This is a genomic window from Usitatibacter palustris, assembly GCF_013003985.1.
GTDB classification, from domain to species: domain Bacteria; phylum Pseudomonadota; class Gammaproteobacteria; order Burkholderiales; family Usitatibacteraceae; genus Usitatibacter; species Usitatibacter palustris.
Genome location: NZ_CP053073.1, coordinates 1,925,592 through 1,948,777, shown reverse-complemented (window position 1 = coordinate 1,948,777; position 23,186 = coordinate 1,925,592). Strand labels below are relative to the sequence as shown.

Genomic DNA, 23,186 nt, shown 5'->3' with positions numbered 1-23,186 from the left:
CCGTTTGGCTCACTTCTATCCCTGGGGTTATCACCTCGCCCTGGACATGGGCGGACTCTTTTTCGCACTGATCGCCGTGGGCCTCGCGATCGCCGGGATCGCGTCCTTTCGCCGTGCTCGCGCTGCCCTTCCGCTCACGTTGCTGGTCGCGGCTACGCTGCTTGGAAGCGCTGTTGTCCACCTCGGAACCATGGCACCTTCGGCGTCGTGGGCATTCATCTGGGCCGCCTACCAGGAGTCGACAGGTGAGGAACGCCTGGCGCGTGCAGCGGAGATTCGCGAGTTCTGGAGGTACGGAGAGATGCGCGAGTCGGACTGGCTTCGCCTTTCGGAACGTTGGGGTGTCTGTCACGGCATGTGGCCCCAGCCGAATTGTCGCCGTCCCCGTGGCGCCGGCGAAGCACAGGGAATCGTGAGGGAAGCATTGCAGGAAGTTTCCCAAGGACGCCTTGATGTCGAAACCCTTCCGTCTTACGACTAGTGCACTCGGGACGTTAGTCTGATTGCCTTGTGTCTTTAACGTTCGTTATCTTGGCATTTGCCACTCGCGTGGCATCTCGACCATAACGACACAGGGAGGCTTCAATGAAAAACGCATCTCCACGCGCTGCCAGCCTTGCCGGGGCCGTGCTCGCGATCCTCGCCGCTACCCTCGCACCAACCGCCGCGCTTGCCGTCCCACCGGCCAAGGAACCTACGTGCGCGGGAATAAAGGACGCCTACGACGTCCTCGGAATCCAGTGCGGCAAGCAATACGAGAAGATCACCCACAACCCTGGGAATGCCAAGGATCGCCTGGCGAGCTACAAGGCGAGAATTGCGGTCATGGAGATCTTCAGGAAGGCGTACCTCTGCAACGGAATGTTCGGCGCAACATCAAAGCAACAGGAGAAATTCAAGCTCGCGGAGCCCGGTCACCTGCAGGCGATCGCCGCCCTGAATATCAACATGATCAACCAGGGAGATCCGAACGTTCCCGCGGTCTACACGGCCAACGACCTGGACACGGTCAAGATCACCAAGATCAATTGCAAGTAATGCTGGCGGCGAGGTAGCTGGAGGCGAAGCGTCGCGTTGATTCCGGACAACTCCTCACGCCTCATCAGGTATATCAATCGAGGCATGGAGCATCCGTTGAGCAACGCGGCACCAACGCGCAAACGCATCTGGGTCGACCTCCTGGTCTATCCGACCCATACCTTGCCGATTGCGGCGGCGCCGGTGATGGTGGGTGCCGCACTGGCCTCGCATGATCACGTGTTCGCGCCGATGGCTGTCGCGCTCGCTTTCCTGGGCAGCTGGCTCATCCATCTCGCGGGCCTTTTCACCGACACCCACGAGCTGCTGCGCCGGTATCCGCAAGAGGTCGAGCATCCCGATCTCACGAACGCCCTGCGGGACGGCACGCTCACCCTCGGCCAGCTCAAGGTCGCGATCGCCGCTTGCCTCCTGGTGGTGATCCCGGTCGCGGTGTGTTTCCTGGTCGTGGGCGGAGTGAATGCGCTCGCGATCGGCGTCGTGGGCGTGGTCGCAAGCTTCGGGTACTCGGTGAGCGCGCGTCCCTACACGACGCTTGGCATCGCCGAACCCATATTCTTTGCGATGTTCGGGATCGTCGCCATCGCGGGAACCTACTACGCGCAGATCGCGTGGCTCGCGGCCGCGGCCTCGCAGCCCGTGCCCAGCCTGGCGGCACTACCCCCTGCGGCATACCTCGTCGGGCTGCCGGTGGGCGCGCTCGTGACCAACATCCTCCTCATCGACGACCTGGAGGATCGACAGTTCGACACGCGCAAGGGATGGCGCACGGTGGCCGTCTGCTTCGGTCCCGCGGGAAGCCGGCTGCTCTACTGCCTCCTGTCATTGCTTGCCTATCTCGCGCCCCTCGTTCTCTGGGCACTCGGATACACCGCATGGGTCCTGCTTCCCCTCGTCACGTTGCCGCTGGCATTGCGAATCCTGCCGGTCGTCATGACCCACGACGACGAGCCGACCCTCGAGCCGATGACCGCGAAAGCGGCGCTGCTGACGTTCACATACGCCGCGCTGCTGGCGATCGGTATTGCGGCCGGATAAAAATAATGGGGTCTGACCCCATTATTTCTTCAGCGACTCCCGCTCCATCACCAGGTACTGGCCATAGGCGTTGACGCGGTTGGCGGCATCGAACGCGGGAATCTTCGCGAAGCGGCTCCAGTCGGTCTTGGCGTACGCCTCCTCGAAGGGCACGAAGTCCTCCACGGCCTTGCCCATCACGGTACGCATGTAGGTGATGTACTCCCGCGAGAGCGTGAAGTCCTTCGCCGGATCGCGGGAGACTTCGCCGTGGCCCGCCACCATCACGCGCGGTTTGAGCGCGATAAGACGATCCATCATCGCGAGCCACCGTTTGCTGTCGGCCTCGCCCACGAACGGGATGCGGCCGGTGTAGAGGATGTCGCCGCTGAAGAGCAGGCCTTCGGAGGGGACGACGACGATCGTGTCCTCCAGCGAGTGCGCGGGGCCGAGGTGCGCGATGTCGAAGCGGATGCCGCCCATCGTGAAGCTCGTGTCGGCGTCGAGCCAGCGGTCGGCCTTCACGAGCGGCATGTTGTCTTCGACCCAGGGAAAGAGGTCGCGCGCGCGTTGTTCGAGCCGCCGGCCGGCTTCACCGCTCTCGAAGTACTCCTGCGCGCTCACGTGCGCCCAGATCTCCGCGCCCGCGTCCTTGAACGCCTTGAGGCCGTAGAAGTGATCGGCGTGATAGTGCGTGACGATCACCCGCTTCACCGGCTTGTTGGTCACCTTGCGGATCGCCTGCAGCAGCGCGTTGCCCAGCGCGGGCGAGCCGAGCGCATCGATGACAACGACACCTTCGTCAGTCACCACGAAGCCCGCGTTGGAGTTGAAGCCCTCGTTGGCGCTCGAAGCAACGCCCGCTTCACCTTGCACGTAGAACGCGCGCGCCGTCACGGGCACAGGTTTCACGACGGACTTGATGGCGGCGTAGTCAGCGGCGAGCGCGACAAGCGAGACCAGCAACAGGGCCGCGACAACCAACCCTCTCCCCGGCCCTCTCCCAGGGGAGAGGGAGTTCTTACGCGATGCCAGGGTTGCCTTCAACACCGACGAGCTTCGGCTGGTTGAGCTTCACGGAGCTCACGGTCTTCTTGTCGCGCAAGTACGTGGTGACCACGTCCCAGATCGCATCGCCCTTCGCACCCTCCGCGACCGGCGCCCAGCCCGCGACCTTGTAGGTCTTCGCGGCGTCGATGGGTTTGCCGGCGAGGCGCATGTCGCTCACGCGCTTGCCCATCGTCTCGCCCGGCGTGCAGGTGTACGTGAGGCCACCCACGCGCACCATGTCCCCGCCCTGCTGGTAATACGGATCGGGATTGAACAGGTTGTCGCAGACGTCCTCGAGGATGGTCTTGATCATCTCGCCCGAAATGTCGTTCACCGTGACCTGCGGATAGGTGATCGCGGTCCAGTCCATCACGTGCTCGGTGGTGATCGCCTGGCCCGGCAGCAGCGACGTGCCCCAGCGGAAGCCCGGCGAGAACGCGATCTCCGCGCCCTTCACCTTCATCAGCGCATCGAGGATCACCTGGTCCACGGTGCCGTTGAAGTTGCCGCGGCGGTAGAGCAGGCCTTCCGTGGTGGCCACGCGCTCTGAAAGCTTGTGGGTAAACGGCGCGCGTACCTTCTCGATGAGGGACGCCATCGCCTTGTCGGGTTCGAGCTGGCGCGAGAACACCGGCAGCAACCGGTACTTCCACGCGCGCATCCGCCCGTCCTTCACCTCGAGGTCGAGCACGCCCAGGAACTTGCCGTTGCTGCCCGCGTTGGTGACGAGCGTCATGCCGCCGGGGTTCTTCACTTCCACCGGCTGCGGAACGCCATCGTGCGTGTGGCCGCCGAGGATCGCGTCGATGCCCGAAACGCGGCTCGCAAGCTTGAGATCCACGTCCATGCCGTTGTGCGACAGCAGGATCACAACCTTGGCGCCCTTCGCGCGCGCTGCCTCCACATGCTTCTGCAGTTGCGGCTCCTGGATGCCGAACGTCCAGTCGGGCACGAAGTGGCGCGGATTGGCGATGGGCGTGTACGGGAAGGCCTGGCCGATGATCGCGACCGGCACACCGTTCATCTCGCGCATCACGAACGGCTGGAAGACGGGGTCATTGAAGTCCGTCGTCAGCACGTTCTGCGCGACGAAGTCGATGCTGCCCTTGAAGTCCTTTTCGATGACTTCCTTCACGCGCGCCGCGCCGTAGGTGAACTCCCAGTGCGCGGTCATCACGTTCACGCCGAGCAGCTTCGCGGCATCGACCATGTCCTGGCCGTTCGACCAGAGCGCGGTGGCCGAGCCCTGCCACGTATCGCCGCCATCGAGGAGCAGTGCGCCAGGACGCGACGCCTTGAGCCTCTTCACGAGCGTTGCGAGATGCGCGAAGCCGCCGAGCTTGCCGTACGCGCGCGCGGCCTTCTCGAAGTCGAGGAAGGTGAAGGCGTGCGCATTCGAGCCGCCGGGGCTGAAGCCATAAGCCTTGATGAGATGTTCGCCGACGAGGTGTGGCGGCTTACCGTTGGCACCTGCGATACCGATGTTCACGGAGGGCTCGCGGAAGTGAACCGGCATAAGCTGCGCATGACAGTCGGTCATGTGCAGCAGGTTCACGTTTCCGAAAGCGGGGATGTCGTAGAGCTTCTCGCCGTCACCGGCGAGCGCGGCGCGCGAAGCGATCGGCATTCCGGCCGCCGCCGCCATCGCCAGCGCGTGCATGAATTCGCGGCGGTCCATCGCGTCAGAACTCGAGGCTGTCGGCGATCGCCTTGATGCCCGCCGCCGCGCACGCGTCGTCGTTCACGCCACCGGGCGCACCCGACACGCCGATGCCGCCGAGCAGCGCGCCACCGGCTTCGATCGTGCGTCCGCCACCGACGGCCGCAATGTTGGACAGGTGACGAACTCCCGACGATGGCTTGCCCGCCTGCGTATCGCGCTCGAAATCGAGCGTGGAGACGCGAAACGACACGGCGGTGTAGGCCTTCCTCGTCGCCATTTCGACGGTGTGAGGACCGGCGAAGCGATCGCGCAGCAATACCTGCGTAACGCCGGCGCGGTCCGTGACGGCGACCGCGACCTGGAAGCCTTCAGCGCGGCATTTCTCGAGCGCAGCCTTCGCCGCGATGAGCGCGGTCTCCGGCGTGAGCTGCTTCACGCTGAACGTCGCCGCGGGCTGCGCAACGGCGGCAACCGAAGCGAATCCCGCGATGACGAGGAGCGTTCTCACTTGTTGACCGGCGAGCTGGGGTCCATCAACAGGGCGACCACATCCTTGATCTGCTGCTCGGTGAGGATGCCCGAGTGCCCGAACCGCGGCATGCTCGAGCACGGCGTATAGGCCTGCGAGTTGTAGACCTTGCCCCAGGCGTACTTCTGCATCTCGGGCGAGTAGCCGCGGATCTTCGCGAAGTTGTAGAGGCTCGGGCCGATCGTGCCGAAGGAAACCTCGGCTTTCGTCAGCTCATGGCACGCGTAGCAATTGGCCCCGTTGGGATTCGCGGGGTTGTCGCTGAACTGCTTGCCTACGCCCGACTGCGCGATGCGCTCGCCCGACTTCCAGTCGCCCAGCAACTTCCCGTCAGCCGGATACTTGATCAGCGCCTGCTGCGCCTTCTCCAGCTTGTCGGAAACGTCCTTGGGAAGCGGCTTCTGTTCCGAGAGGCTGCAGATGCGCTGCATGTCGTCCTGGTCGAGGCGATCGAGCTTCGCCTGCCCGTTCTCCTTGAACGACGCCTTCATCACTTCGAGCGCCTTCGCGGCCTTCTGCTCCTCGGTCATCATCGAGGCGCAGCCGGCGGCAACCGCGCCCAGCACGCCGAAGCTGACGATCAATGTCTTCTTGTTCATGTCCGGTCTCCGTCAGCGCTTGATGGACGGCGCGTTGAACACGCCGCCGTTGGAGTTCTGCGCGAGGAACATCGTGAGCGCGATCGAGGCATCCGAGGCGAACACGAGCTCCGGGAAGCGCTGCTGGCGGAAGCAATCGAACAGGCGCCACTGGAAGGAACGCAGCTCGCCTTGCGAGACGCGATACGCCGGCCACGACGTGTACGCGCGCTGGGCGTCTTCCTTCTTCGTGAGGTTCGGCAGGTCCTGCAGCCGGATGCGCTGGCTGTCGACGCCGTGGCAGGTGGAGCACGCGAAGTCATGCGGGCCGCCGCGGTGGAAGAAGATCTTCTTCCCGAGCTCGTAGGCTTCGACTTCCTTCGGATGCTTGCCGGCGACGTTCATCGTGACGCCCCGCGATGCCGCGGTGAGGTACGCGACGAGGCCTTCCATGTTGGACTTCTTGCCCGGGCCGCCGAACGGATCCTTGACGGCCTGCTCGCGCGTGAAGCCCTGCAGGGTGACCATGCACGTGACGAGGCGCGATTCGAGGTCCTCGACCTTGTCGGTGTCGGCGAAGTACTTCGGGAGCGATGCGTACGCTCCCTTCACCACGCCTGGCCCGAGGCCCAGGTCGCACTTCTCGAGCGAGGCCTTCTTCGGGCCGCGCGCCTGCTTCCAGAGATCTTCGCCCCGCGCTTCCCAAAGCTCGGCGGGGTTGCCGTCGCCGAGGGCCTGGCGGTAACGCTCGATCTCCTCGACGGTGGTGCGCTGCTGCGCCTGGGCGCTCAACGCGAAAACAAACAGTGCGGCGATCAGGCCGGTTTTCCGGTCCACGATGCTTCCTCCTATCGTTATTGGTGACTGCCCTGCTACGGCTTCAAGTACGCGTAGCCTTCCCTCGCCTGCAGGCGGCTCACTTCCGCCACCCCGGAGGGAACGAGCTTCGCCTCTTCCAGAACGCGCTTCGGGTCGATCTTGTTGCGCTCGAGCGTGAACTTGCAGACCCTGAACTCGACACCCTTCGCGACGAGCTCCTGCACCTGCGCGTCATAGGGCGCGTTGTTCTTGTCCTTCGCGTCCTGCAGGAGGAACTGCACCCCGCCCGCATGCGTGACCACGACGATCTTTGCCGTGGGATCCGCAGTCAGGTGGTTGCGGATGTTGCGGATGGCGCTGGTCGCCTGGTCGCCCGCCTCGTTCACGTGATAGACGACCTTGACCGGATCATTGGGACCCGCGATCGCCGCGTGGGCGGCGGTCGCGAGGACGATGGCTGCGAGGGCGCTACGAAATGGTCGCTTCATCGGTGCGCTTGTCGCCCTTGTTGTCCACCCAGGTCACGACGACCTTGTCGCCGGGCTTTCCGCCCGAGAACTTGAACGACAGGAACGGGTTCTTCGCGACCGCCGGGCCCCACTCGGCCGAGAGGACGGTCTTGCCGTTGTGCGTCGCGGTCACGTTCTGGATGAAGTGAGCCGGGATCGTCGCGCCCTTCGAATCCTTGCGCTGGCCCGTCTCCATCTCGTGGCTCATGAGGATCTTCACTTCCACCTGGTTGCCGGCCATCGCCGCGCGAATCTTCATCGGGTCAGCCATGTCAGCCTCCGCATCCGCCAAGGGTCACTTTGACTTCCTTGGACGTGTAATAGAACTTGCCGTCGGCCTTCACGAGCGCGATCACGTTCGAGGTCTGGCCCATCTTCACGCGCGTCGTGATGCCCGCCTCCGTGCCGTCGGGGATGCCGAAACTCGCCGCGAGCGCGTTGGGGTTCTTCTCGACGAGCAGCGAGATCGATTCCGTCTTCGGGATCTTGCTCGCGATCGAGAACGGCACGACCGCGCCGTTTTCCGCGATGTCCGGCGACGTGATCACGATGTCCTTGCTCTCGGCGGCGCTCGCGCCACCCATCGCCTTCACGGTGTCGTTCAACGACTTGGTTTCGAAAGCGGCCTTGTTCCAGCTCTGGGCCCAGGCACCTGCGCTTTTCAGCAGGCCCATGGCGAGCGCGCCGATCATCGCGGCGCCCTTGAGGGCTGTTCTGCGGTTGGGGTTCATCAACGACTCCTTATCAATCACGAGAACGAACGAAAATTGTAACCCACCGGGACCCTCATTTCCCTTCGGAAAGTAGAGGGGTCAGAACCCTTAACTTTCGCGCGAAAGTTAAGGGTTCTGACCCCTCTACTTTCCGAGGATCCACCGCACCAGTGCCTGCGCATCGGTATCCGCCAAGTCAGGGTTTGCCGGCATCGGAACCGGGCCCCAGACGCCACTGCCCCCGGCCTTGATCTTGGCGATGAGCTTCGCCTCCGCGCCCACCTCGCCCTTGTACTTGGCACCGATTTCCTTCCACGAGGGACCGATGACCCGGTTTTCCGCGTTGTGGCACGCCGTGCAGGCCTTGCTCTTCGCAAGATCGGCCGGTCCCACGACCACCGAAGCAACCTTCGGCAACGCGGGCTTGCCGGTCGTCTCCGCGCCGCGCACGCCGCCCACCGGACGGTTCTGCTCGGCGAGGTTGCCGTGCGCATCGCGTGCGTGTTCGGGCAACGACGAGGCCGGGCCGCTGCTGACCGGGCAATCCTTCATGCAGGCCACGTTACGAACATCGCCCGGGCCTTTTACATTCCATAGCCCGTGATCGCGGCGCATGCCCTTGCGATTCGGGAGCTTCTCCTGGACCTGCGCGATGTTCTCGTTCGAGAGCACGAAGTCGCTGGGAAGGATGTCGCCAAGATTGAGGATGTACGCCACGACCGCGTAGACCTCCTCGGTCGTGAGGGACTTGGGCGCGGTCCACGGCATCGCGCGGTTGATGTAGTCCCAGAGTGTCGAGATCGTCGAGAGCTTCATCAGCGTCGTGCGCGAGACATCGCCCGTGACGAGCGTCTTCACACGGCCGGCTTTCACGTCCTCGGCAGTGGTGCCGCCGACGATCGGCGCGAACCATTCGTTGGATTCGCCGAACGTGCCGTGGCAGGAGGCGCACTTCGATTCCCAGACCACCTGCCCCTTCGCAACACTTCCGGATCCCGCGGGCAATCCCTTGAAGTCGGGGCGAACGTCGATGTCCCACGCGGTGATCTCGGCAGGCGTTGCTGGCCGACCCACGCCGGGATAAGTAGTCTGCGCCGCCGCAGGCAGCGCAAAGACGAATAGCAGCGCGCTAGTAAATCTGGACATTGGAAATCTCGCCCGACTCCGCGACCTTCCACGACTGGATCGCGTTGTTGTGATAGATCGACCGCGTGCCGCGCGTGGCGCGCAGCTGGTTGATCTTCGGCTGCACGTAGCCCGTCTCGTCGATCGCGCGCGACTGCAGCACCGCGGGGCCGCCATTCCAGACCCAGTCGATGTTGAAGCGCGTGAGGCACTTCGTGAGCGTGGGCCCTTCAAGGCGCGCAGTCTTCCAGTTGCGGCCGCCATCGACAGACACATCGACGCGCGTGATCTTCCCGCGGCCGGACCACGCAAGGCCCGTCACGTTGTAGAAACCCTTGTCGAGGAGCGTCTGTCCGCCCGAGGGAGTCGTGATGACCGACTTGCACTCCTGGATCGAAGTGTACTGGCGGTGCGTGCCGTCGGGCATGAGGTCGATGTAGTGCAGCGTCTCGTCCTTCGTGCCCCACGGCTCGTCGCCCACTTCGATGCGCCGCAGCCACTTCACCCACGACACGCCCTGGATGCCGGGGACCACGAGTCGCAGCGGATAGCCGTTCTCGGGCCGCAGCATCTCGCCGTTCATCGCCCACGCGACCATCACGTCGTCGAGCGCGCGGTCCATCGGGATCGTGCGCGTCATCGAGGAGCCGTCCGCGCCTTCGGCCAGGACGAACTTGCCGTTCTTGCGATCGAAGCCGCAGTCGTCGAGCAGCGTGGAAAGCTTCACGCCGGTGAATTCGCAGCACGAGAGCATCCCGTGCGAGTACTGCACCGTCGGCACCGCGACGTTGCCCCACTCCATGCCGGTGTTCGCGCCGCACTCGATGAAGTGCATGCGCGACATCGATGGCAGGCGCATGAGGTCGTCCATCGTGTAGACCTTCGCCTGCTTCACCATCCCCATGACCATGAGGCGGTGTTGGTTCGGATCGATGTCCCACCAGCCCTGGTGATGGCGCTCGAAGTGCAGGCCGTTGGGCGTGATGATTCCGAAGAGGCCTTGCAGCGGGGCGAAGGATACCGATGCCGCGGCGACTCGCGTGAGGCCCGGGCTTTCGCGACGCTGGAGATTCTTCTCGAACTTCGAAGGCTCGCCATAAGCGCGCGCCGCAACCGGCTGGCCCAGGCCCTTCGAGTGTTCGGGCAGCTCGAGGATCGCGGAGTCGCCCTTGTATCCGGGTGGCTGCGCGATCGCGGCTTGCGCGCCGAGCGTGCCGGCGGCAGCAAGGAAGGCATTTCGCAGGAAATCGCGCCGGCCCGACTGCACCGCGGCGATTTCATCCTGGCTGAGGAAGTTCTCGGGGGCCCGGATCAGGCGCCCGGTGGATTCACGCGACATGCGGACCAGTATATCAGTGTTGCCTAATATTGCGATGGGCTAATACATACCTATAATGGCCGCACCCTCTCCATCGCACCCGCCATGCCCACCCGCAAGAAGACATCCGCTGCCAACGAAGACATCTTCGACCTGATCGGCAAGACTGAGAACATCGAACAGGCCAGCGCCGCGATGCAGGCGATGGCGCACCCGCTGCGACTCAAGATCCTCTGCCTCGTCGGCACCGAGGAGCTCTCGGTCCTCGAGATCGTGGATGCGGTGGGCACCTCGCAGAGCAACATCTCCCAGCACCTTGCCGTCCTTCGCGACCAGAACATCCTCGTCGCGCGCAAGGAAGCCCAGAAAGTTTTCTACCGCATCGAGGATCCGCGCATCCTCAAGATGATCTCGCTCACGCGCGAGATTTTCTGCAGCTCCTGAAGACAAACCTGAAGACAAAGAGGTCAACAATGAAACTGAGAACCCTGTTCGTCGTGCTTGCGCTCCCCGCCGCGATCGCGTCGCAAGCGCAAACTCCCGCGCCGTCGCCATCGCAACCCCCCACGCTCCTGAAGATCGAGATCGCGCCCGAGATCGGCGGAGAGGTGATCCTGACATCGCAGGATCAGAAGGTGCATACCTGCTCACCGCCGCTCGTGTGCACGTTCGTGGTGACGGGACCCGCGAAGCTCACGACACGCACCGCCGCAGGCACCAGGTTCACGAACTGGATGGGGCTTTGCACCGGACCCGCGGCCGTCTGTACCGTGAACGAAAGCGGCCGGGTGATCGCCGCCTTCCTGCGCACCACCAACCTGCCCGAGGGCACCTACGTGGAGACGTGCAGCAACATCGGCACGAAACAGAGTGCAGCAGCCGGACTTCCGAAGACGACGCTCGTGGCCGATTGCCGGCGCACCGACAAGTCCGTCAACAAGGGAGCGACGCTGCTGCTGCCCTGCCTGGGGGACATCGCGAACGCCAATGGCGCGCTGACCTGCGTGACCACGCCGCGGCCGCCCGGGAGGTAGTTCGCGGGACCTAGGTCGCATACCGCCGCAGGGGACGTCGCCCCATACTTGCGCAGTCGTTCATATAACAAAGGGAGACAACAATGACCACGCAATGGCGCACGACCCTCGGCCTGCTGCTCGCGGCCACGGCAGCCCAGGCGCAGCTACCGCCCCTTCCGCCGGGAGCGCCCCAGGGAAGCTACGTGTCGACCTGCTCCAACGTGAAGGTGTCCGGCAACACGCTCTCCGCGACTTGCCTGCGTGCGAACCAGACCCCCAATGCGACCACGCTCACGCTGCCCTGCACGAAGGGACTGGTCGAGAACTTGAATGGCGTGCTGACGTGCGTTCCGTACACGCCGCCTCCCCCGTCCCCGCCTCCGCAAGGTGGAATTCGCCCGGCCCCGGCCGGCAGCTACACGCAGACGTGCGTCGGCCCGATCATCAGCTACGACGAAGTGCTCCGCGCACTCTGCGCGAACAAGGCCGGTGTCAAGGCGGTATCCGAGCTGAAGATGCCCTGCAACGGCTCCATCGAGAACCTCGACGGCAAGCTCACGTGCGTCACTGCGAAGGCGCCGACGCCCCCGCCCCCGACGCCTGCGCCGCCGGTCAAGCCGCCGCCGGTCACGCCGCCGCCGGTCACGCCGCCGCCGCCCAAGCCCAAGCAATTCCCGGGCGAGCTCATGCCCACTACAGGCGGCGCGATCCTCCTGCCCGGCGGCTACCCGGCCAAGTGCGTGCCCGAGAAGGCGTGCCAGTTCACGATCGTGGGCGCGGTAGAGCTGCGCGCCGCGGAGCGAGGCGGCTACGTGTTCGACGGCTGGATTGGCGCGTGCGAAGGAAGGAAGGAGCCGTTCTGCGTCCTCGACAAGCCCGCCAAGGTGGGCGCGACCTTCGTCACGAAGAAATCCCTGAACAAGAGTTTCACGGTCGCGCTCCTGCCGACCCAGAACGGAGCGATCTTCGGGCCTGCCGAGTTCAAGACCAAGTGCGTACCCGAGAAGGCGTGCGAAGTCGTGGTCCCGGGCCCCGTGGAGTTGCGAGCCGTGACGCGCCAGGGCTTTCTCTTCGCCGGCTGGGTTGGCGCATGCGAGGCAGTGAAGGAGCCCGTCTGCCTGGTCGACCGGTCCGTCAAGGTGGGCGCGAAGTTTGCCGCGGGAAAGCCGCCGCCCCCGCCCAAGAGCTTCCCGGTCACGCTCCTGCCCGCGGTGAATGGAGTGATCCTCCGGCCAGGGGAGGTCAAGAGCAACTGTGTACCCGAGAAGGGGTGCGAAATCGTGGTCGCGGGCTCCGAGGAGTTGCGAGCCGTGCCGCGCCCGGGCTATGTCTTCAGGAGCTGGGTTGGCGCATGCGAAGACAAGAAGGAGCCCGTCTGCGTCGTCGACCGCCCCGTCAAGGTGGGCGCGAGCTTCGTCTCGACGACGAAACCCAAGTGAGGCAGTAGCGAGCCTCAGGCCTTCATTTGCGCCAGCGATTCGCGGCGGTGTCGTCGCTGGATCTCGCCTCGACCCACCGCTCGCCCTGCGGCGTCGCCTCCTTCTTCCAGAACGGTGCGCGGGTCTTGAGGTAGTCCATGATGAACTCGCACGCGGCGAACGCATCGCCGCGATGCGCGCTCGTCACACCCACGAGCACGATGCGGTCACCGGGTTTCAACGCGCCGACGCGATGAATGACGAGCGTGTCGAGCAACCTCCACCGCTGGTGAGCTTCGCGGCAGATTTCCTCGAGCGCCTTTTCCGTCATGCCCGGGTAGTGCTCGAGCGTCATCGCGCTCACCGACGAGCCGTCGTTGGCATCACGCACGAGGCCGGTGAAGCTCGCGAGCGCGCCGACATCCTTGCGGCCGCCCGTCAGCGCATCGAGCTCGCGGCCCGTGTCGAAGTCGGCCTCCTGGACGCGGACGATCGGCATCGCCTCAGCCTCCGGTGACCGGCGGAAAGAACGCGATCTCGTCACCGGTCTTCAGCGCGGTGGTGGCATTCGCCATCTGCTGGTTCACGGCGATGCGAAAGTTCTTCCCGGGCGCGAAGGCTTCGGACCAGCGCGCATCGCGCGAACGCAGTTGCTCGAGGAGTGCGGCAACCGTGGGAGAACCGGAAGGAAGCGCAACCTGCTCACGTGAGCAGGCAAGGCTCTCGCGCAGGCTGGCGAAGTAAAGGAGCGTGACCACTGGAAGCTACTTGACGATCCCGAGCCGCGCGCGATGCAGACCCAGGTGCTTGATCACGAAGCTCGCGATGGCCTCGGCGTCGTCGATCGAGAACTGCGGCAGCTTGGTCGGAAGCGCTTCATCCGTGGCCACCGCGACAACGTTCGCGTCCTCCGGATGCAGTGTCGGCGAGTTCGCATCCTTGCGATGGACTTCCACCTTGGGGATGTCGGCGTGCTTGTAGCCTTCGACGATCACGAGATCGCACGGCGAGAAGTGCGAGAGCAGCTCGGGCAGCGTGGGCTCCGAGACCGACCGCAGCTCATGCATGAGCGCCCAGCGGCGCGACGAACTGACGAGCACCTCGGTGCAACCGGCCTGACGATGGCGGTGCGAATCCTTGCCCGGCTTGTCCACGTCGAACTCGTGGTGCGCGTGCTTGATGAGCGAGACCTTGAGGCCTTCGCGCACGAAGATCGGGACCAGCTTCTCGATGAGCGTGGTCTTGCCGTTGCCGCTGAATCCCGCGATGCCGATCAGTTTCATTACGCGATGATACCTACTTGAGCCTCTTGATTACGGCATTGGCGAACTGCTTGGTGGTTGCCTTGCCGCCCAGGTCGCCGGTGCGAATGTTGTCCTTGTTGAGCACGGCATCGATCGCGTTGTTGATGCGCTTGGAGATCGCCTCCTCGCCCACGTGGTCGAGCATGAGGTTTGCGGCAAGCAGCAGTGCGAGCGGATTGGCGATGCCCTTGCCCGCGATGTCGGGCGCCGAGCCGTGCACCGCCTCGAAAATCGCCGCGCCGTCGCCGATGTTGGCACCGGGCGCCATGCCCAGGCCGCCGACGAGGCCCGCCAACAGGTCGGACAGGATGTCGCCGAACAGGTTCGTGGTGACGATGACGTCGTACTTCCAGGGATTGAGCACGAGCTCCATCGCGCAGGCATCGACGATGCGGTCGTTGCACTCGATCTTCGGATAGTCCTTCGCGACCATCTTGCCGGTCTCGAGGAAGATGCCGGTGAGCGCCTTCAACACGTTGGCCTTGTGGACCACCGTGACCTTCTTGCGTTTGTGCTTGACCGCGTATTCGAACGCCGCCTCGCAGATGCGTTTGCTGCCCGCGCGCGTGTTGATGCCCGAAGACACCGCCACCGCGTGCGGATCGCCGTCGATGTTGAGGTAATGCTCCCAGGCGACGTACAGGCCCTCGAGGTTCTCGCGGAAGAGAACGATGTCGATGTTCTCGTAGCGACCGCCGGGAACCAGCGTGCGCACGGGCCGGAGGTTGCAGTAGAGGCCGAAGGTCTCGCGCAGCCGCACGTTGATCGAGCGGTAGCCGCCACCGATCGGGGTCGCGAGCGGACCTTTCAGCGCGATCTTGTTCTTCGTGATGCTGTCGAGCAGCGGCTTCGGAGCCGGGTCGCCATGCTTGTCGACGGCCGCAACGCCTCCGAGCTGCTTGTCCCACTTGAATGGTGCGCCCGCCGCATCCAGGATCGCGACCACCGCGGCGCTGATCTCCGGGCCGATGCCGTCGCCGGGAATGAGGGTCGCGGTGATTGCCGCTTTCGTTTTCTTGGCCATGCCAATTCCTTGTCGTGTGCGCTTCAGAACGTCACTACCTGCCGCACCGCCTTGCCTTCGTGCAGCAGGTCGAAACCCTTGTTGATGTCTTCCAGCTTGAGGCGCGCGGTCATCAGCTTGTTCACCGGCATGCGGCCCTGGCGATAGAGCGAGATGTAGCGCGGCAGGTCGCGCGCCGGCACGCAGGTGCCGATGTAGCTTCCCTTGATCGTGCGTTCCTCGGCGACGAGGTTCGTGGCGGGCATCGGCCACGTCGCATTCGGATGCGGCAGGCCCGCGGTGATCGTCGTGCCGCCGCGGCGCGTGATGCGATACGCCGATTCGAACGCCTTCACCGAACCCGCCATCTCGATCGCGAAGTCCACGCCCCCGCCGGTCGCCGCCTTCACCTTGGCGATGAGATCCGGGTCGGCCGCGTTGAAGGTGTGCGTGGCACCCAGTTCGGTCGCGAGCTTGAGTTTTTCGTCGGAGAGATCCACGCAGACGATATCGCGCGCACCCGAGGCCACGGCACCGAGCACCGAGGCGAGACCCACGCCGCCAAGGCCCACGACCGCCACAGAGTTCCCCGCGCGAACTTGCGCGGTGTTCACGACCGCGCCCACGCCGGTAAGGACCGCGCATCCGAACAGTGCGGCTTCGTCGAGCGGCAGCTCCGGATCGATCTTCACGCACGAGCGGCGCGAAACCACCGCGGCCTCGGCAAACGCCGAGCAGCCCATGTGGTGATGAACCATTTGCCCGTCACGGAAGATGCGGCGCTCGCCGGAAAGCAGCGTGCCCGCCGTGTTGGAGATCACCGCGGGTTCACACAGTGCAGGACGGCCTTCGGCACAAGGCGCGCAATGGCCGCAGCTCGGCACGAAGACCAGCACGACGTGATCACCCGTCTTGAGGTCATCGACGCCGGGGCCGAGCGCTTCGACGACACCGGCGGCTTCGTGGCCCAGCGCCATCGGCGTCGGGCGCGGGCGATCGCCATTGATCACCGAAAGGTCGGAGTGGCAAAGGCCCGCCGCACCCATGCGGATGAGGACTTCACCCGGCCCGGGTGGACGCAGCTCGACCTCGGAGATCGTCAGCGGCTTCGATTGGGCGTACGGGAGCGCGGCTCCCATCGTCTCGAGAACGGCGGCGCGAACCTTCATTCGGAATCGTTTCCTTCTGCGTTGGGTTTCACGAGGGTCAGCGACGGCTTGTTCGAATCGAGCTCGACGCGCTCGATCTTCACGAAGCGCTCGGTGATCTTGCGACTCGAGGTCTGCACGTCCTCGACGTCGGTCTTCGCCTGGTTGATGTGCGTGGCGAGCTTGTCCATGCGCGCCTGGAAGCGGTTGAAGTCCGCGGCAAGCTTGCCCAGCTCATCCTTGATGAGGTGGATCTGGCGGCGCTGCTCGACATCCTTGATCACGACGCGCGCGGTGTTCACCACCGCCATCATCGTGGTGGGCGAGACGATCCACACGCGCTTTTGCAGCGCGTAGTCCACGAGGTCGCGATGGCGCGAGTGGATCTCCGCGAAAATCGCTTCCGACGGCACGAACATCACGGCGCCATCCGCGGTCTGCCCCGGGATGATGTATCGCAGCGCAATGTTGTCGACGTGGCGGCGAACATCGCTCTTGAACACGGTGATCGAGACCTTCTCCGCGCCATCGCTGATCATCCGCTCGTAATTCTCGAGCGGGAACTTGGAGTCCACGCACAGCAGCCCCATCGGCTCGGGCAGCTTCAGCACGCAGTCGGCGCGGACACCGCTCGGGAAGGTGTACTGGAAATCGAAGGCGGTGTCGGGAAGCATGTTGCGCACGAGGTCCTCGAGCTGGCGCTCGCCCAGCGCGCCGCGGGCACTCTTGCTCCCCAGCAGGTTCTGCAGGCTGGTGACGTTGGAGGAAAGCGCTTCGAGCTTCTTCTGCGCATCGTCGATCGTCTGCAGCCGCAGCATCACGTTCACGAAGGTGTCGTTCGTGCGCTTGAAGCCCTCATCGAGCCGTTCGCTCACCTTGCCGCCGATCTCGCCCAGGCGGTGATCGACCTTCTCGGCCAGCGCCTTCTCGAACGATAGCAACCCCTCGCGATTACGCTGCAGCTCGTCGGCCACGGCGCGGCGCAGGCGATCGCCCTCCTCGCTCTGGCGCGAGGCAATGCGGTCGGCGGAGGTGTTCAGCCCGGAGTGCAGGTCGGAGAGGACTTCGCGATGGCGGCTTTCCTGCCCGGCGCGAAGGGTGACGGCGAGCCATGCGACCACCGCCACGAGGATGACGACGAGGACGGCTAGAACGACGAGCAGCGACTGGGAGTCCATAGGCGGCATTTTCGCATGCCACCGGGAAGAAACTACGGGTGGGCCTTTTCAATGGCCGCGCATAGCTCCTTGGCGCCGCGCCGGGTCACGTAGCGAACCCCCGAGGTCAGGGTCACGATCGAGCGATCCTCGCCGGCCTTGCTGTCCTTCACCACCTCGATCTGCACGATGTGGTCGATGGCGAGCTGGAGCGTGATGCAGCGCCGCGGCTCGTAGGTCACGATGCGAATTCCTTCCTTGTTTCGCGAATCCGCGGAGAAGTCGTTCTCCACGAGCGAAACGTCCTCGAGAATGAATCTTGTCGCCATGGTGGCGCAAGAATAGGCGCCGGTGGGTGCCCAGTCGGTGCGCTAGCGCACCGAGCCCGGTTTGTTGAGGTCGGTGCGGAATCCGGGCGAGAGATCTCACCAGGCTATTGTGCCCAACGGCGGGCATTGCCGGTCAGCTCGAGGACATGCAGCCCCAGCGAACCGCGATCGACGATGTAGACGTAGCCCCGCTCGTCGACTTCGACATTGTTGGTGAGCGGGCTTCCGTCGGGGATGAAGTACGCAACTTCCGCAGGTTTCTTCGGGTCGCGGATGTCGAGCACGCGCACACCCGCGTTGAAGTACGCGATGAAGACGAGCTTGCGGTAGTAGATAGGTGCGAAGCTCTCGTTGGACGAGTGCGCCCCGAAGCGCCCTTTCGCGCAGAAGCGTTTCTCGTCAGGCGCTTCCCATGTCGAGATCACGGTGGGCTTCGCTTCGGTCGTGACATCCACCAGCCACGCCTTCTGGTGCGCTTCGTTGCAGTGATAGGTCAGCGCCTCGTTCACCACCAGCACGACGTCGCGGCCATCGAGACCGAGGATGGGGAAAGCCGTGTGCGCGCCGTACGAGGGAGAAAAATCGAAGCGGCCCACCTGGGGTGCGAGCAGGTTCGCTTCCGTCGGCTCGCGTGCGCCGTCGAGCAGCTTTTTCCGATCGACGATCTGCAGGACACCGCGCGAATTCGTGCCGTAGCCAAAGTAGATGCGATTGCCTGTCGGTCCGGTCGAGATGGGCCCGTGCAATCCCGTGGGCACGTCGCCACTCGCGCCCGGCTGCTGGCCGACGAGCCCGAAGTTGCGAATGAATTTCGGCTTCGCGGGATCCGAGAGATCGAACACCTGCGTCATGCGCGACGTACGCCAACCCGGAGCACCGGCGACGAGGTACGCGATCCCCGTGTCGCACTCCCACCAGCTCTTGTGCGTGTCGCTGAGGCCCGAGACCACCGTGCTCGCCTTCACGGGCTTCACCGGATTGCGCACATCCCACACTTCATGCGCCGAGTGGCCCAGCGTGCGCAGGAGGTAGCCGTTGCAGAAGCGCGCCATCTGCGCGCCGCCATCGCCGGGAATGTGCGCGACCAGCTTCGGTGCACGCGGATCGGTGACGTCGAGAAGCGACGTGCCGTTCTCTTCATTGACGTTCGTGAGCGGATTTACCGCGCGGCCCGCATGGTGGCCGATGAACGCAATCCAGCGATCGCCCACGCGGTGGATAACGGGCTGGTAGCTCGAGCGCCCCTGCAACGAATGCGCGCCGACGAGCGCCATGTCGCGCGCTTCGTGCGCGGCGGCGGTCAGCGTGCAAACAAGAATGAAAAAGGGCCATGCGCGATGCATGGCCCAGTTTACCGCCCGACCTGCGCGGATCAGTTCAGCGCTTCGTCCTTCGAGTACTTCGTGCCCTTGGCGGTGAGCTCGAGCGCGAGACCGTCGTCGGTGAGCTGATAGAGCCAGATCCCGGGCGATACCGGCATCGCGCCCGCGGCCCCTGCTCCCTGGTCGCCCTTCTTGGCCGATACAGTCGCCTGCGAGCCGAGCTCCCAGCCGGAGTTCACGAACTTGTTGTATGCGTCCGGCGTATCGAACACCCAGACGAGGCGGAACTTCTTCACGCCGAAACCCAGGCCCGCCTGCATCTCCAACATCTTCATGTACGTGACCTTGCCCGCCTTGTCCTTGGCGAGGCCCTGGCCCGAGCCGCCGCCGGCCACGAGGATCTTCATGCCGAAGTTGCTGAACACGGCGTAGCCCGCGGCCTTCTCGATGGCCGCCTTTGCTTTCGGTTCCGTCTTGTACAGGCGCTGCAAAGTGTCGTTCGCCATCTTGTTGCGTTCGGCGCGCTCCGCGTCCTTCTTCTTGTCTTGCGCGTCGGCGATGGGCGACAGGGTAAGCAAGGCAGCACCGAGGAGCAGTGCCATGGACACGATCGGAAGCTGGGCTTTCATGAAGACGTTCATGTGGGGTCCCTTTGCTTGTTGTCTTTATTTGACGGAGTAGCCCTTGCCATCGAGGCACGCGCCGCGCGCCTTCTGGTAGGCGGCTTGCCCGGCCGTGTTCTGCGACGAAGCGGCCGCCTGTTGCTGCTGTGCGGCAGCGTTGTTCTGGCGCCGACTCTGTCCCCGTGCGGCGACAGCACCTGCCGCAGCACCGGTGCTGGCATCGCCGCCGACGACTTCACCGACGACGGCACCACGCGCGGCACCGCGAACTCCGGAGCCCGGCGTCGCGCCCGTGGGCGGCGGCGGTGCAGCGGGTGCGGGCGGCGGATTGGCCGGATCGTACTTGCTCTGGTCCACGGCCCACGTGTGGCAGGCCGCTTCATCCTTCTTCTGCTGCTCGGGCGACTGGCCCTTGGCGGGATAGACGAACGTCTGTGCGGAAGCGGCGGCCGAGAACAGCAAGGTCACCAGGAGCGCTGAGAGTTTGAACATGGGAACTCCTCGTCGGGAAACAAAAAAGGCGCCGGTGACGTGGGTCACGGCGCCTCTATTGTGTCACTAAGCGTGAGGCGTCAGGCGGCCTCGCGCGAAGCGCGCTTGCGCTCGTGTTCCAGCAGGAAGCGCTTGCGAAGGCGGATCGACTTCGGCGTGACTTCCACGAGCTCGTCGTCCTCGATGAACTCGATCGCGGACTCCAGCGTGAGCTGGATGGGCGGCGTGAGCACCACGTTCTCGTCCTTGCCGGCGGCGCGAACGTTGGTGAGCTTCTTGCCCTTCACCGGATTGACGATGAGGTCGTTGTCGCGGCTGTGGATGCCGATGACCATGCCTTCGTAGAGCTTCTCGCCCGGGGAGACGAACATGCGGCCGCGGTCTTCGAGGTTGAAGAGCGCGAAGGCAACCGCTTCACCCGCTTCCGAAGAGATGAGCACGCCGTTGCGACGCGACGGGAGCTCGCCCTTCACCGGCGCATAGCGGTCGAACACGTGGCTCTTGATGCCCGTGCCGCGCGTGAGCGTCATGAATTCCATGTGGAAGCCGATGAGGCCGCGCGAGGGAATGTTGTAGTCGAGGCGGACACGGCCCTTGCCGTCCGGAACCATGTCGGTGAGCTCGCCGCTGCGGCGGCCCAGCTCTTCCATGATCTTGCCCTGGTTCTCCTGGTCGACGTCGACCGTCAGCGTCTCCCACGGCTCCTGGCGCTCGCCGTCAACGTCCTTGGCGACGACGCGCGGCTTGCCGACCGCGAGCTCGTAGCCTTCGCGGCGCATGTTCTCGATGAGGATCGTGAGGTGCAGCTCGCCACGGCCCGAGACGCGGAAGATGTCGGCGTCGCCGGTGTTCTCGACGCGCAGCGCGACGTTGGAGAGCAGCTCCTTGTCGAGGCGGTCGCGGATGTTGCGGCTGGTGACGTACTTGCCCTCGGTGCCGGCGAGCGGCGAGGTGTTCACCTGGAAATTCATCGTGAGCGTCGGCTCGTCCACGCCCACCATCGGCAGGCCTTCCTGCACGAGCGGGTCGGAGAACGTGGTGCCGATCACGAAGTCCTCGATGCCGGTGACCGAGACGATCTCGCCCACGGAGGCCGTGTCGGTCTCGATCTTCTCGAGGCCCTGGAAGGTGTGGATGAGCCCGATCCGGGCTTTGCGCACGAATTTGTCGCCAGCCATGATCGCGACTTCCTGCGCCTTCTTGATCGTGCCGCGGCGAATGCGACCGACGGCGATGCGGCCGAGGAACGTCGAGTAGTCGACGGCGCTGATCTGCAGCTGCAGGCCGCCTTCGGGATCGCCCTTCGGCTCCGGCACGTTCTTCAGCACGCAGTCGAAGAGCGGGCGCATGTCGGTGCCGACCACGCCCTCTTCCATCGTCGCCCAGCCGTTCAAGGCCGAGGCGTAGATCACCGGGAAGTCGAGCTGCTCTTCGGTGGCGCCGAGCTTGTCCATCAGGTCGAAGGTCTGGCTCACGACCCAATCCGGGCGAGCGCCGTCGCGGTCGACCTTGTTGACCACGACGATCGGCTTCAGGCCCTGGGCCAGCGCCTTGCGAGTCACGAAGCGCGTCTGCGGCATCGGCCCTTCGACCGCATCGACCAGCAGCAGCACGCTATCGACCATCGAGAGCACGCGCTCGACTTCGCCACCAAAGTCCGCGTGGCCGGGCGTGTCCACGATGTTGATGTGCACGCCGTGGTAATCCACCGCCGTGTTCTTGGCGAGGATGGTGATGCCGCGTTCCTTCTCGATGTCACCCGAGTCCATCACGCGTTCGGCGATGTGCTGGTGCTTGGCGAACGTACCCGCCTGGTGAAGGAGCTTGTCGACGAGGGTGGTCTTCCCGTGGTCGACGTGGGCAATGATCGCGATGTTGCGAAGGGGGCGGGCCATGATTTGAGGGTAAGGAGCCTGGGTAAAGTTACGACTGCAGTGATTGAACTGACAAAATCTTAATTAACTCAACATTTTAGCATCCCGTCTGCTGCGGCGCATCAACTTTCTTGCGCCCTCAATTGGGGCGGTTGCGCATCCAGTCCGCAGTCTTGAAGAGCGCCCCGGCGAGTTGCAGCCTCAGGAGCTCGTCCACGCCCACCTCCTCCATCGCTCGCGTCATGCACGCCATCCACTGGTCGCGCTCGACTTCGCCGATCGAGAAAGGCAGGTGGCGCGCACGCAGCATCGGATGGCCGAAGGCATCGGTGTAGAGCTGCGGACCTCCGAGCCAACCGGAAAGGAACATGAAGAGGCGCTTACGCGCGTTGTCGAGCGGGCCGGGGTGGGCGCGGCGAAGCTCGGCGTACTCGGCCTCGAGGTCCATCAGGTCGTAGAAGCGATCGACCAGCTCTCGTAGGACAGGCTCGCCACCCATGCGCTCGTAGGGGGTGCGTTCGTCGGTCTGTGCGTTCATGCCGCCATTATCCCGGTGATTCGATCCGTGACATTGCGTTGCAGGGCCTTGCAGGAACTGTCCGGAGCGGCGACCATTTCCCCAGACCTGTCCCTTTGGAGTCGTTCATGAGCCGCCTCTCCCGTATCGCCCTCGCCGCCTTCCTCGTCTCGGGCACTTCCGTATTCGCCCAGACCACCACCCTCGAGCCGGGCAACTGGGCCATCGGCGCGGCCACCATCACCAACGGCCAGTCCGAGCCCAACAAGTTCTACGAGGTTTGCCTGACCGCCGAGCATCTCGCCGACGTCGCGCGCTTCTTCGGGCCGAAGACCAAGCGCGGGCAATCGAATTGCGTGACGGGCCTGCAGCCGGTGAGCGGCAACCCTGCCGACAAGCGCATGCGCTGCGTCGCCGTGAACTACGAGATGGAATACGAATCGAGCGTGCAAACGCCGGATTCGAAGTCGTTCACGATGCGGCAAACCATGGACACCGAGAGCAACGCGGGTAGGGCGACCGTCGTCACGGCCCTGCGTGGCAAGCACACGGGTCCCTGCAAGTCGTAATCCCGCTCCCCTCGCTGCGCTGCTGCTTGCGGTAGCGCCTGCGAGCGCGCAGGAG

29 protein-coding genes are annotated in these 23,186 nt (G+C 64.6%); 7 read left to right on the top strand and 22 right to left on the bottom strand.

The window, feature by feature from the left end; genetic code table 11:
* The first annotated feature begins 4 nt into the window (after positions 1-4).
* From DSM104440_RS09650 to DSM104440_RS09640, 3 genes are all read left to right on the top strand, one after another.
* The gene (locus DSM104440_RS09650) at positions 5-481 is read left to right on the top strand and encodes a hypothetical protein (protein ID WP_171162062.1); all 477 of its coding nucleotides are present in this window, start codon (positions 5-7) and stop codon (positions 479-481) included.
* Between the two features lie 104 nt (positions 482-585).
* Entirely contained in the window at positions 586-1,038 is a 453-nt protein-coding gene (locus DSM104440_RS09645) for a hypothetical protein (RefSeq protein ID WP_171162060.1), read from the top strand.
* Positions 1,039-1,134: 96 nt separating this feature from the next.
* Positions 1,135-2,076, top strand: a complete 942-nt coding sequence (locus DSM104440_RS09640) for a prenyltransferase (RefSeq protein ID WP_171162058.1) — start codon at positions 1,135-1,137, stop codon at positions 2,074-2,076.
* Positions 2,077-2,097: 21 nt separating this feature from the next.
* On the opposite strand, the gene DSM104440_RS09635 is transcribed toward DSM104440_RS09640, so the two are convergent.
* From DSM104440_RS09635 to soxC, 10 genes are all read right to left on the bottom strand, one after another.
* Positions 2,098-3,039, bottom strand: a complete 942-nt coding sequence (locus DSM104440_RS09635; RefSeq protein WP_171162056.1) for an MBL fold metallo-hydrolase — start codon at positions 3,037-3,039, stop codon at positions 2,098-2,100.
* Between the two features lie 37 nt (positions 3,040-3,076).
* Positions 3,077-4,783 carry a thiosulfohydrolase SoxB gene (soxB, locus tag DSM104440_RS09630; protein WP_171162054.1) on the bottom strand — a complete coding sequence of 569 codons (1,707 nt, stop codon included), beginning with the start codon at positions 4,781-4,783 and terminating at the stop codon, positions 3,077-3,079.
* 4 nt (positions 4,784-4,787) lie between these two features.
* The gene (locus DSM104440_RS09625) at positions 4,788-5,276 is read right to left on the bottom strand and encodes a GlcG/HbpS family heme-binding protein (RefSeq protein WP_171162052.1); all 489 of its coding nucleotides are present in this window, start codon (positions 5,274-5,276) and stop codon (positions 4,788-4,790) included.
* Positions 5,273-5,896, bottom strand: coding sequence for a sulfur oxidation c-type cytochrome SoxX (soxX, locus tag DSM104440_RS09620; protein WP_171162050.1), 624 nt, complete (start codon positions 5,894-5,896; stop codon positions 5,273-5,275). Before soxX ends, DSM104440_RS09625 begins: the two co-directional genes overlap by 4 nt.
* A 12-nt stretch (positions 5,897-5,908) precedes the next feature.
* The gene (soxA, locus tag DSM104440_RS09615; RefSeq protein ID WP_246212129.1) at positions 5,909-6,712 is read right to left on the bottom strand and encodes a sulfur oxidation c-type cytochrome SoxA; all 804 of its coding nucleotides are present in this window, start codon (positions 6,710-6,712) and stop codon (positions 5,909-5,911) included.
* A 35-nt stretch (positions 6,713-6,747) separates the two neighbouring features.
* On the bottom strand, positions 6,748-7,182 hold the full coding sequence (locus DSM104440_RS09610) for a DsrE family protein (protein ID WP_171162048.1): 435 nt from the start codon (positions 7,180-7,182) through the stop codon (positions 6,748-6,750).
* Positions 7,163-7,474 carry a thiosulfate oxidation carrier complex protein SoxZ gene (gene soxZ, locus DSM104440_RS09605; protein ID WP_171162046.1) on the bottom strand — a complete coding sequence of 104 codons (312 nt, stop codon included), beginning with the start codon at positions 7,472-7,474 and terminating at the stop codon, positions 7,163-7,165. The genes DSM104440_RS09610 and soxZ overlap by 20 nt, the downstream gene beginning before the upstream one ends.
* A 1-nt stretch (position 7,475) precedes the next feature.
* Positions 7,476-7,934: a thiosulfate oxidation carrier protein SoxY gene (gene soxY, locus DSM104440_RS09600; RefSeq protein ID WP_171162044.1), complete on the bottom strand. Its 459-nt coding sequence runs from the start codon at positions 7,932-7,934 to the stop codon at positions 7,476-7,478.
* Between the two features lie 126 nt (positions 7,935-8,060).
* Positions 8,061-8,990: a c-type cytochrome gene (locus tag DSM104440_RS09595; RefSeq protein ID WP_246212128.1), complete on the bottom strand. Its 930-nt coding sequence runs from the start codon at positions 8,988-8,990 to the stop codon at positions 8,061-8,063.
* A 55-nt stretch (positions 8,991-9,045) separates the two neighbouring features.
* Positions 9,046-10,380: a sulfite dehydrogenase gene (gene soxC, locus DSM104440_RS09590; RefSeq protein WP_171162040.1), complete on the bottom strand. Its 1,335-nt coding sequence runs from the start codon at positions 10,378-10,380 to the stop codon at positions 9,046-9,048.
* Between the two features lie 84 nt (positions 10,381-10,464).
* On the opposite strand from soxC, the gene DSM104440_RS09585 reads away from it, so the two are divergent.
* The 3 genes from DSM104440_RS09585 (at position 10,465) to DSM104440_RS09575 (ending at position 12,814) form a co-directional block, all read left to right on the top strand.
* Positions 10,465-10,803: an ArsR/SmtB family transcription factor gene (locus DSM104440_RS09585; protein ID WP_171162038.1), complete on the top strand. Its 339-nt coding sequence runs from the start codon at positions 10,465-10,467 to the stop codon at positions 10,801-10,803.
* A gap of 29 nt (positions 10,804-10,832) precedes the next feature.
* The gene (locus DSM104440_RS09580; protein ID WP_171162036.1) at positions 10,833-11,393 is read left to right on the top strand and encodes a hypothetical protein; all 561 of its coding nucleotides are present in this window, start codon (positions 10,833-10,835) and stop codon (positions 11,391-11,393) included.
* A gap of 83 nt (positions 11,394-11,476) precedes the next feature.
* Positions 11,477-12,814 (top strand): InlB B-repeat-containing protein, encoded by a 1,338-nt coding sequence (locus tag DSM104440_RS09575; RefSeq protein ID WP_171159557.1) that lies wholly within the window; start codon positions 11,477-11,479, stop codon positions 12,812-12,814.
* A 22-nt stretch (positions 12,815-12,836) separates the two neighbouring features.
* Here the strand turns inward: DSM104440_RS09575 and moaE are convergent, their stop codons facing one another.
* The 12 genes from moaE to DSM104440_RS09515 all read right to left on the bottom strand — a co-directional run bounded on the left by moaE (position 12,837) and on the right by DSM104440_RS09515 (position 22,583).
* Entirely contained in the window at positions 12,837-13,292 is a 456-nt protein-coding gene (gene moaE / locus DSM104440_RS09570; RefSeq protein WP_171162034.1) for a molybdopterin synthase catalytic subunit MoaE, read from the bottom strand.
* 4 nt (positions 13,293-13,296) lie between these two features.
* A complete protein-coding gene (moaD, locus tag DSM104440_RS09565; protein ID WP_171162032.1) occupies positions 13,297-13,551 on the bottom strand; it encodes a molybdopterin converting factor subunit 1 in 255 nt (84 codons plus the stop codon).
* A 6-nt stretch (positions 13,552-13,557) separates the two neighbouring features.
* Positions 13,558-14,076, bottom strand: coding sequence for a molybdopterin-guanine dinucleotide biosynthesis protein B (mobB, locus tag DSM104440_RS09560; protein WP_171162030.1), 519 nt, complete (start codon positions 14,074-14,076; stop codon positions 13,558-13,560).
* Positions 14,077-14,089: 13 nt separating this feature from the next.
* The gene (locus DSM104440_RS09555) at positions 14,090-15,121 is read right to left on the bottom strand and encodes an isocitrate/isopropylmalate dehydrogenase family protein (protein WP_171162028.1); all 1,032 of its coding nucleotides are present in this window, start codon (positions 15,119-15,121) and stop codon (positions 14,090-14,092) included.
* A 23-nt stretch (positions 15,122-15,144) separates the two neighbouring features.
* Positions 15,145-16,269: a zinc-dependent alcohol dehydrogenase family protein gene (locus DSM104440_RS09550; protein WP_171162026.1), complete on the bottom strand. Its 1,125-nt coding sequence runs from the start codon at positions 16,267-16,269 to the stop codon at positions 15,145-15,147.
* Positions 16,266-17,426 carry a DNA recombination protein RmuC gene (locus DSM104440_RS09545; protein ID WP_171162024.1) on the bottom strand — a complete coding sequence of 387 codons (1,161 nt, stop codon included), beginning with the start codon at positions 17,424-17,426 and terminating at the stop codon, positions 16,266-16,268. Before DSM104440_RS09545 ends, DSM104440_RS09550 begins: the two co-directional genes overlap by 4 nt.
* A gap of 32 nt (positions 17,427-17,458) precedes the next feature.
* Positions 17,459-17,734 (bottom strand): hypothetical protein, encoded by a 276-nt coding sequence (locus DSM104440_RS09540; protein ID WP_171162022.1) that lies wholly within the window; start codon positions 17,732-17,734, stop codon positions 17,459-17,461.
* A gap of 104 nt (positions 17,735-17,838) precedes the next feature.
* Positions 17,839-19,077, bottom strand: a complete 1,239-nt coding sequence (locus DSM104440_RS09535; RefSeq protein ID WP_171162020.1) for an LVIVD repeat-containing protein — start codon at positions 19,075-19,077, stop codon at positions 17,839-17,841.
* 29 nt (positions 19,078-19,106) lie between these two features.
* Positions 19,107-19,685, bottom strand: coding sequence for a lipid-binding SYLF domain-containing protein (locus DSM104440_RS09530; RefSeq protein ID WP_171162018.1), 579 nt, complete (start codon positions 19,683-19,685; stop codon positions 19,107-19,109).
* A gap of 36 nt (positions 19,686-19,721) precedes the next feature.
* Positions 19,722-20,171 carry a hypothetical protein gene (locus DSM104440_RS09525; RefSeq protein WP_171162016.1) on the bottom strand — a complete coding sequence of 150 codons (450 nt, stop codon included), beginning with the start codon at positions 20,169-20,171 and terminating at the stop codon, positions 19,722-19,724.
* 80 nt (positions 20,172-20,251) lie between these two features.
* On the bottom strand, positions 20,252-22,066 hold the full coding sequence (gene typA / locus DSM104440_RS09520) for a translational GTPase TypA (protein WP_171162014.1): 1,815 nt from the start codon (positions 22,064-22,066) through the stop codon (positions 20,252-20,254).
* Positions 22,067-22,184: 118 nt separating this feature from the next.
* Complete coding sequence (locus DSM104440_RS09515; protein ID WP_171162012.1) at positions 22,185-22,583, bottom strand: group II truncated hemoglobin; 399 nt, start codon at positions 22,581-22,583, stop codon at positions 22,185-22,187.
* Between the two features lie 107 nt (positions 22,584-22,690).
* Here DSM104440_RS09515 and DSM104440_RS09510 point away from each other — a divergent pair, with 107 nt between their 5' ends.
* A complete protein-coding gene (locus DSM104440_RS09510; RefSeq protein WP_171162010.1) occupies positions 22,691-23,131 on the top strand; it encodes a DUF3617 family protein in 441 nt (146 codons plus the stop codon).
* Positions 23,132-23,186 lie beyond the last annotated feature (55 nt).

What these genes read in the sequence shown, in the direction of transcription:
- typA (WP_171162014.1), bottom strand. Translation starts at nt 22,066, where the DNA reads ATGGCCCGCCCCCTTCGCAACATCGCGATCATTGCCCACGTCGACCAC.
- soxZ (WP_171162046.1), bottom strand. Translation starts at nt 7,474, where the DNA reads ATGGCTGACCCGATGAAGATTCGCGCGGCGATGGCCGGCAACCAGGTG.
- DSM104440_RS09550 (WP_171162026.1), bottom strand. Translation starts at nt 16,269, where the DNA reads ATGAAGGTTCGCGCCGCCGTTCTCGAGACGATGGGAGCCGCGCTCCCG.
- mobB (WP_171162030.1), bottom strand. Translation starts at nt 14,076, where the DNA reads ATGAAACTGATCGGCATCGCGGGATTCAGCGGCAACGGCAAGACCACG.
- DSM104440_RS09575 (WP_171159557.1), top strand. Translation starts at nt 11,477, where the DNA reads ATGACCACGCAATGGCGCACGACCCTCGGCCTGCTGCTCGCGGCCACG.
- soxB (WP_171162054.1), bottom strand. Translation starts at nt 4,783, where the DNA reads ATGGACCGCCGCGAATTCATGCACGCGCTGGCGATGGCGGCGGCGGCC.
- DSM104440_RS09525 (WP_171162016.1), bottom strand. Translation starts at nt 20,171, where the DNA reads ATGTTCAAACTCTCAGCGCTCCTGGTGACCTTGCTGTTCTCGGCCGCC.
- DSM104440_RS09555 (WP_171162028.1), bottom strand. Translation starts at nt 15,121, where the DNA reads ATGGCCAAGAAAACGAAAGCGGCAATCACCGCGACCCTCATTCCCGGC.
- DSM104440_RS09610 (WP_171162048.1), bottom strand. Translation starts at nt 7,182, where the DNA reads ATGAAGCGACCATTTCGTAGCGCCCTCGCAGCCATCGTCCTCGCGACC.
- DSM104440_RS09545 (WP_171162024.1), bottom strand. Translation starts at nt 17,426, where the DNA reads ATGGACTCCCAGTCGCTGCTCGTCGTTCTAGCCGTCCTCGTCGTCATC.
- DSM104440_RS09535 (WP_171162020.1), bottom strand. Translation starts at nt 19,077, where the DNA reads ATGCATCGCGCATGGCCCTTTTTCATTCTTGTTTGCACGCTGACCGCC.
- moaE (WP_171162034.1), bottom strand. Translation starts at nt 13,292, where the DNA reads ATGCCGATCGTCCGCGTCCAGGAGGCCGACTTCGACACGGGCCGCGAG.
- soxY (WP_171162044.1), bottom strand. Translation starts at nt 7,934, where the DNA reads ATGAACCCCAACCGCAGAACAGCCCTCAAGGGCGCCGCGATGATCGGC.
- DSM104440_RS09585 (WP_171162038.1), top strand. Translation starts at nt 10,465, where the DNA reads ATGCCCACCCGCAAGAAGACATCCGCTGCCAACGAAGACATCTTCGAC.
- DSM104440_RS09645 (WP_171162060.1), top strand. Translation starts at nt 586, where the DNA reads ATGAAAAACGCATCTCCACGCGCTGCCAGCCTTGCCGGGGCCGTGCTC.
- DSM104440_RS09510 (WP_171162010.1), top strand. Translation starts at nt 22,691, where the DNA reads ATGAGCCGCCTCTCCCGTATCGCCCTCGCCGCCTTCCTCGTCTCGGGC.
- DSM104440_RS09530 (WP_171162018.1), bottom strand. Translation starts at nt 19,685, where the DNA reads ATGAAAGCCCAGCTTCCGATCGTGTCCATGGCACTGCTCCTCGGTGCT.
- DSM104440_RS09580 (WP_171162036.1), top strand. Translation starts at nt 10,833, where the DNA reads ATGAAACTGAGAACCCTGTTCGTCGTGCTTGCGCTCCCCGCCGCGATC.
- soxX (WP_171162050.1), bottom strand. Translation starts at nt 5,896, where the DNA reads ATGAACAAGAAGACATTGATCGTCAGCTTCGGCGTGCTGGGCGCGGTT.
- soxC (WP_171162040.1), bottom strand. Translation starts at nt 10,380, where the DNA reads ATGTCGCGTGAATCCACCGGGCGCCTGATCCGGGCCCCCGAGAACTTC.
- DSM104440_RS09540 (WP_171162022.1), bottom strand. Translation starts at nt 17,734, where the DNA reads ATGGCGACAAGATTCATTCTCGAGGACGTTTCGCTCGTGGAGAACGAC.
- DSM104440_RS09515 (WP_171162012.1), bottom strand. Translation starts at nt 22,583, where the DNA reads ATGAACGCACAGACCGACGAACGCACCCCCTACGAGCGCATGGGTGGC.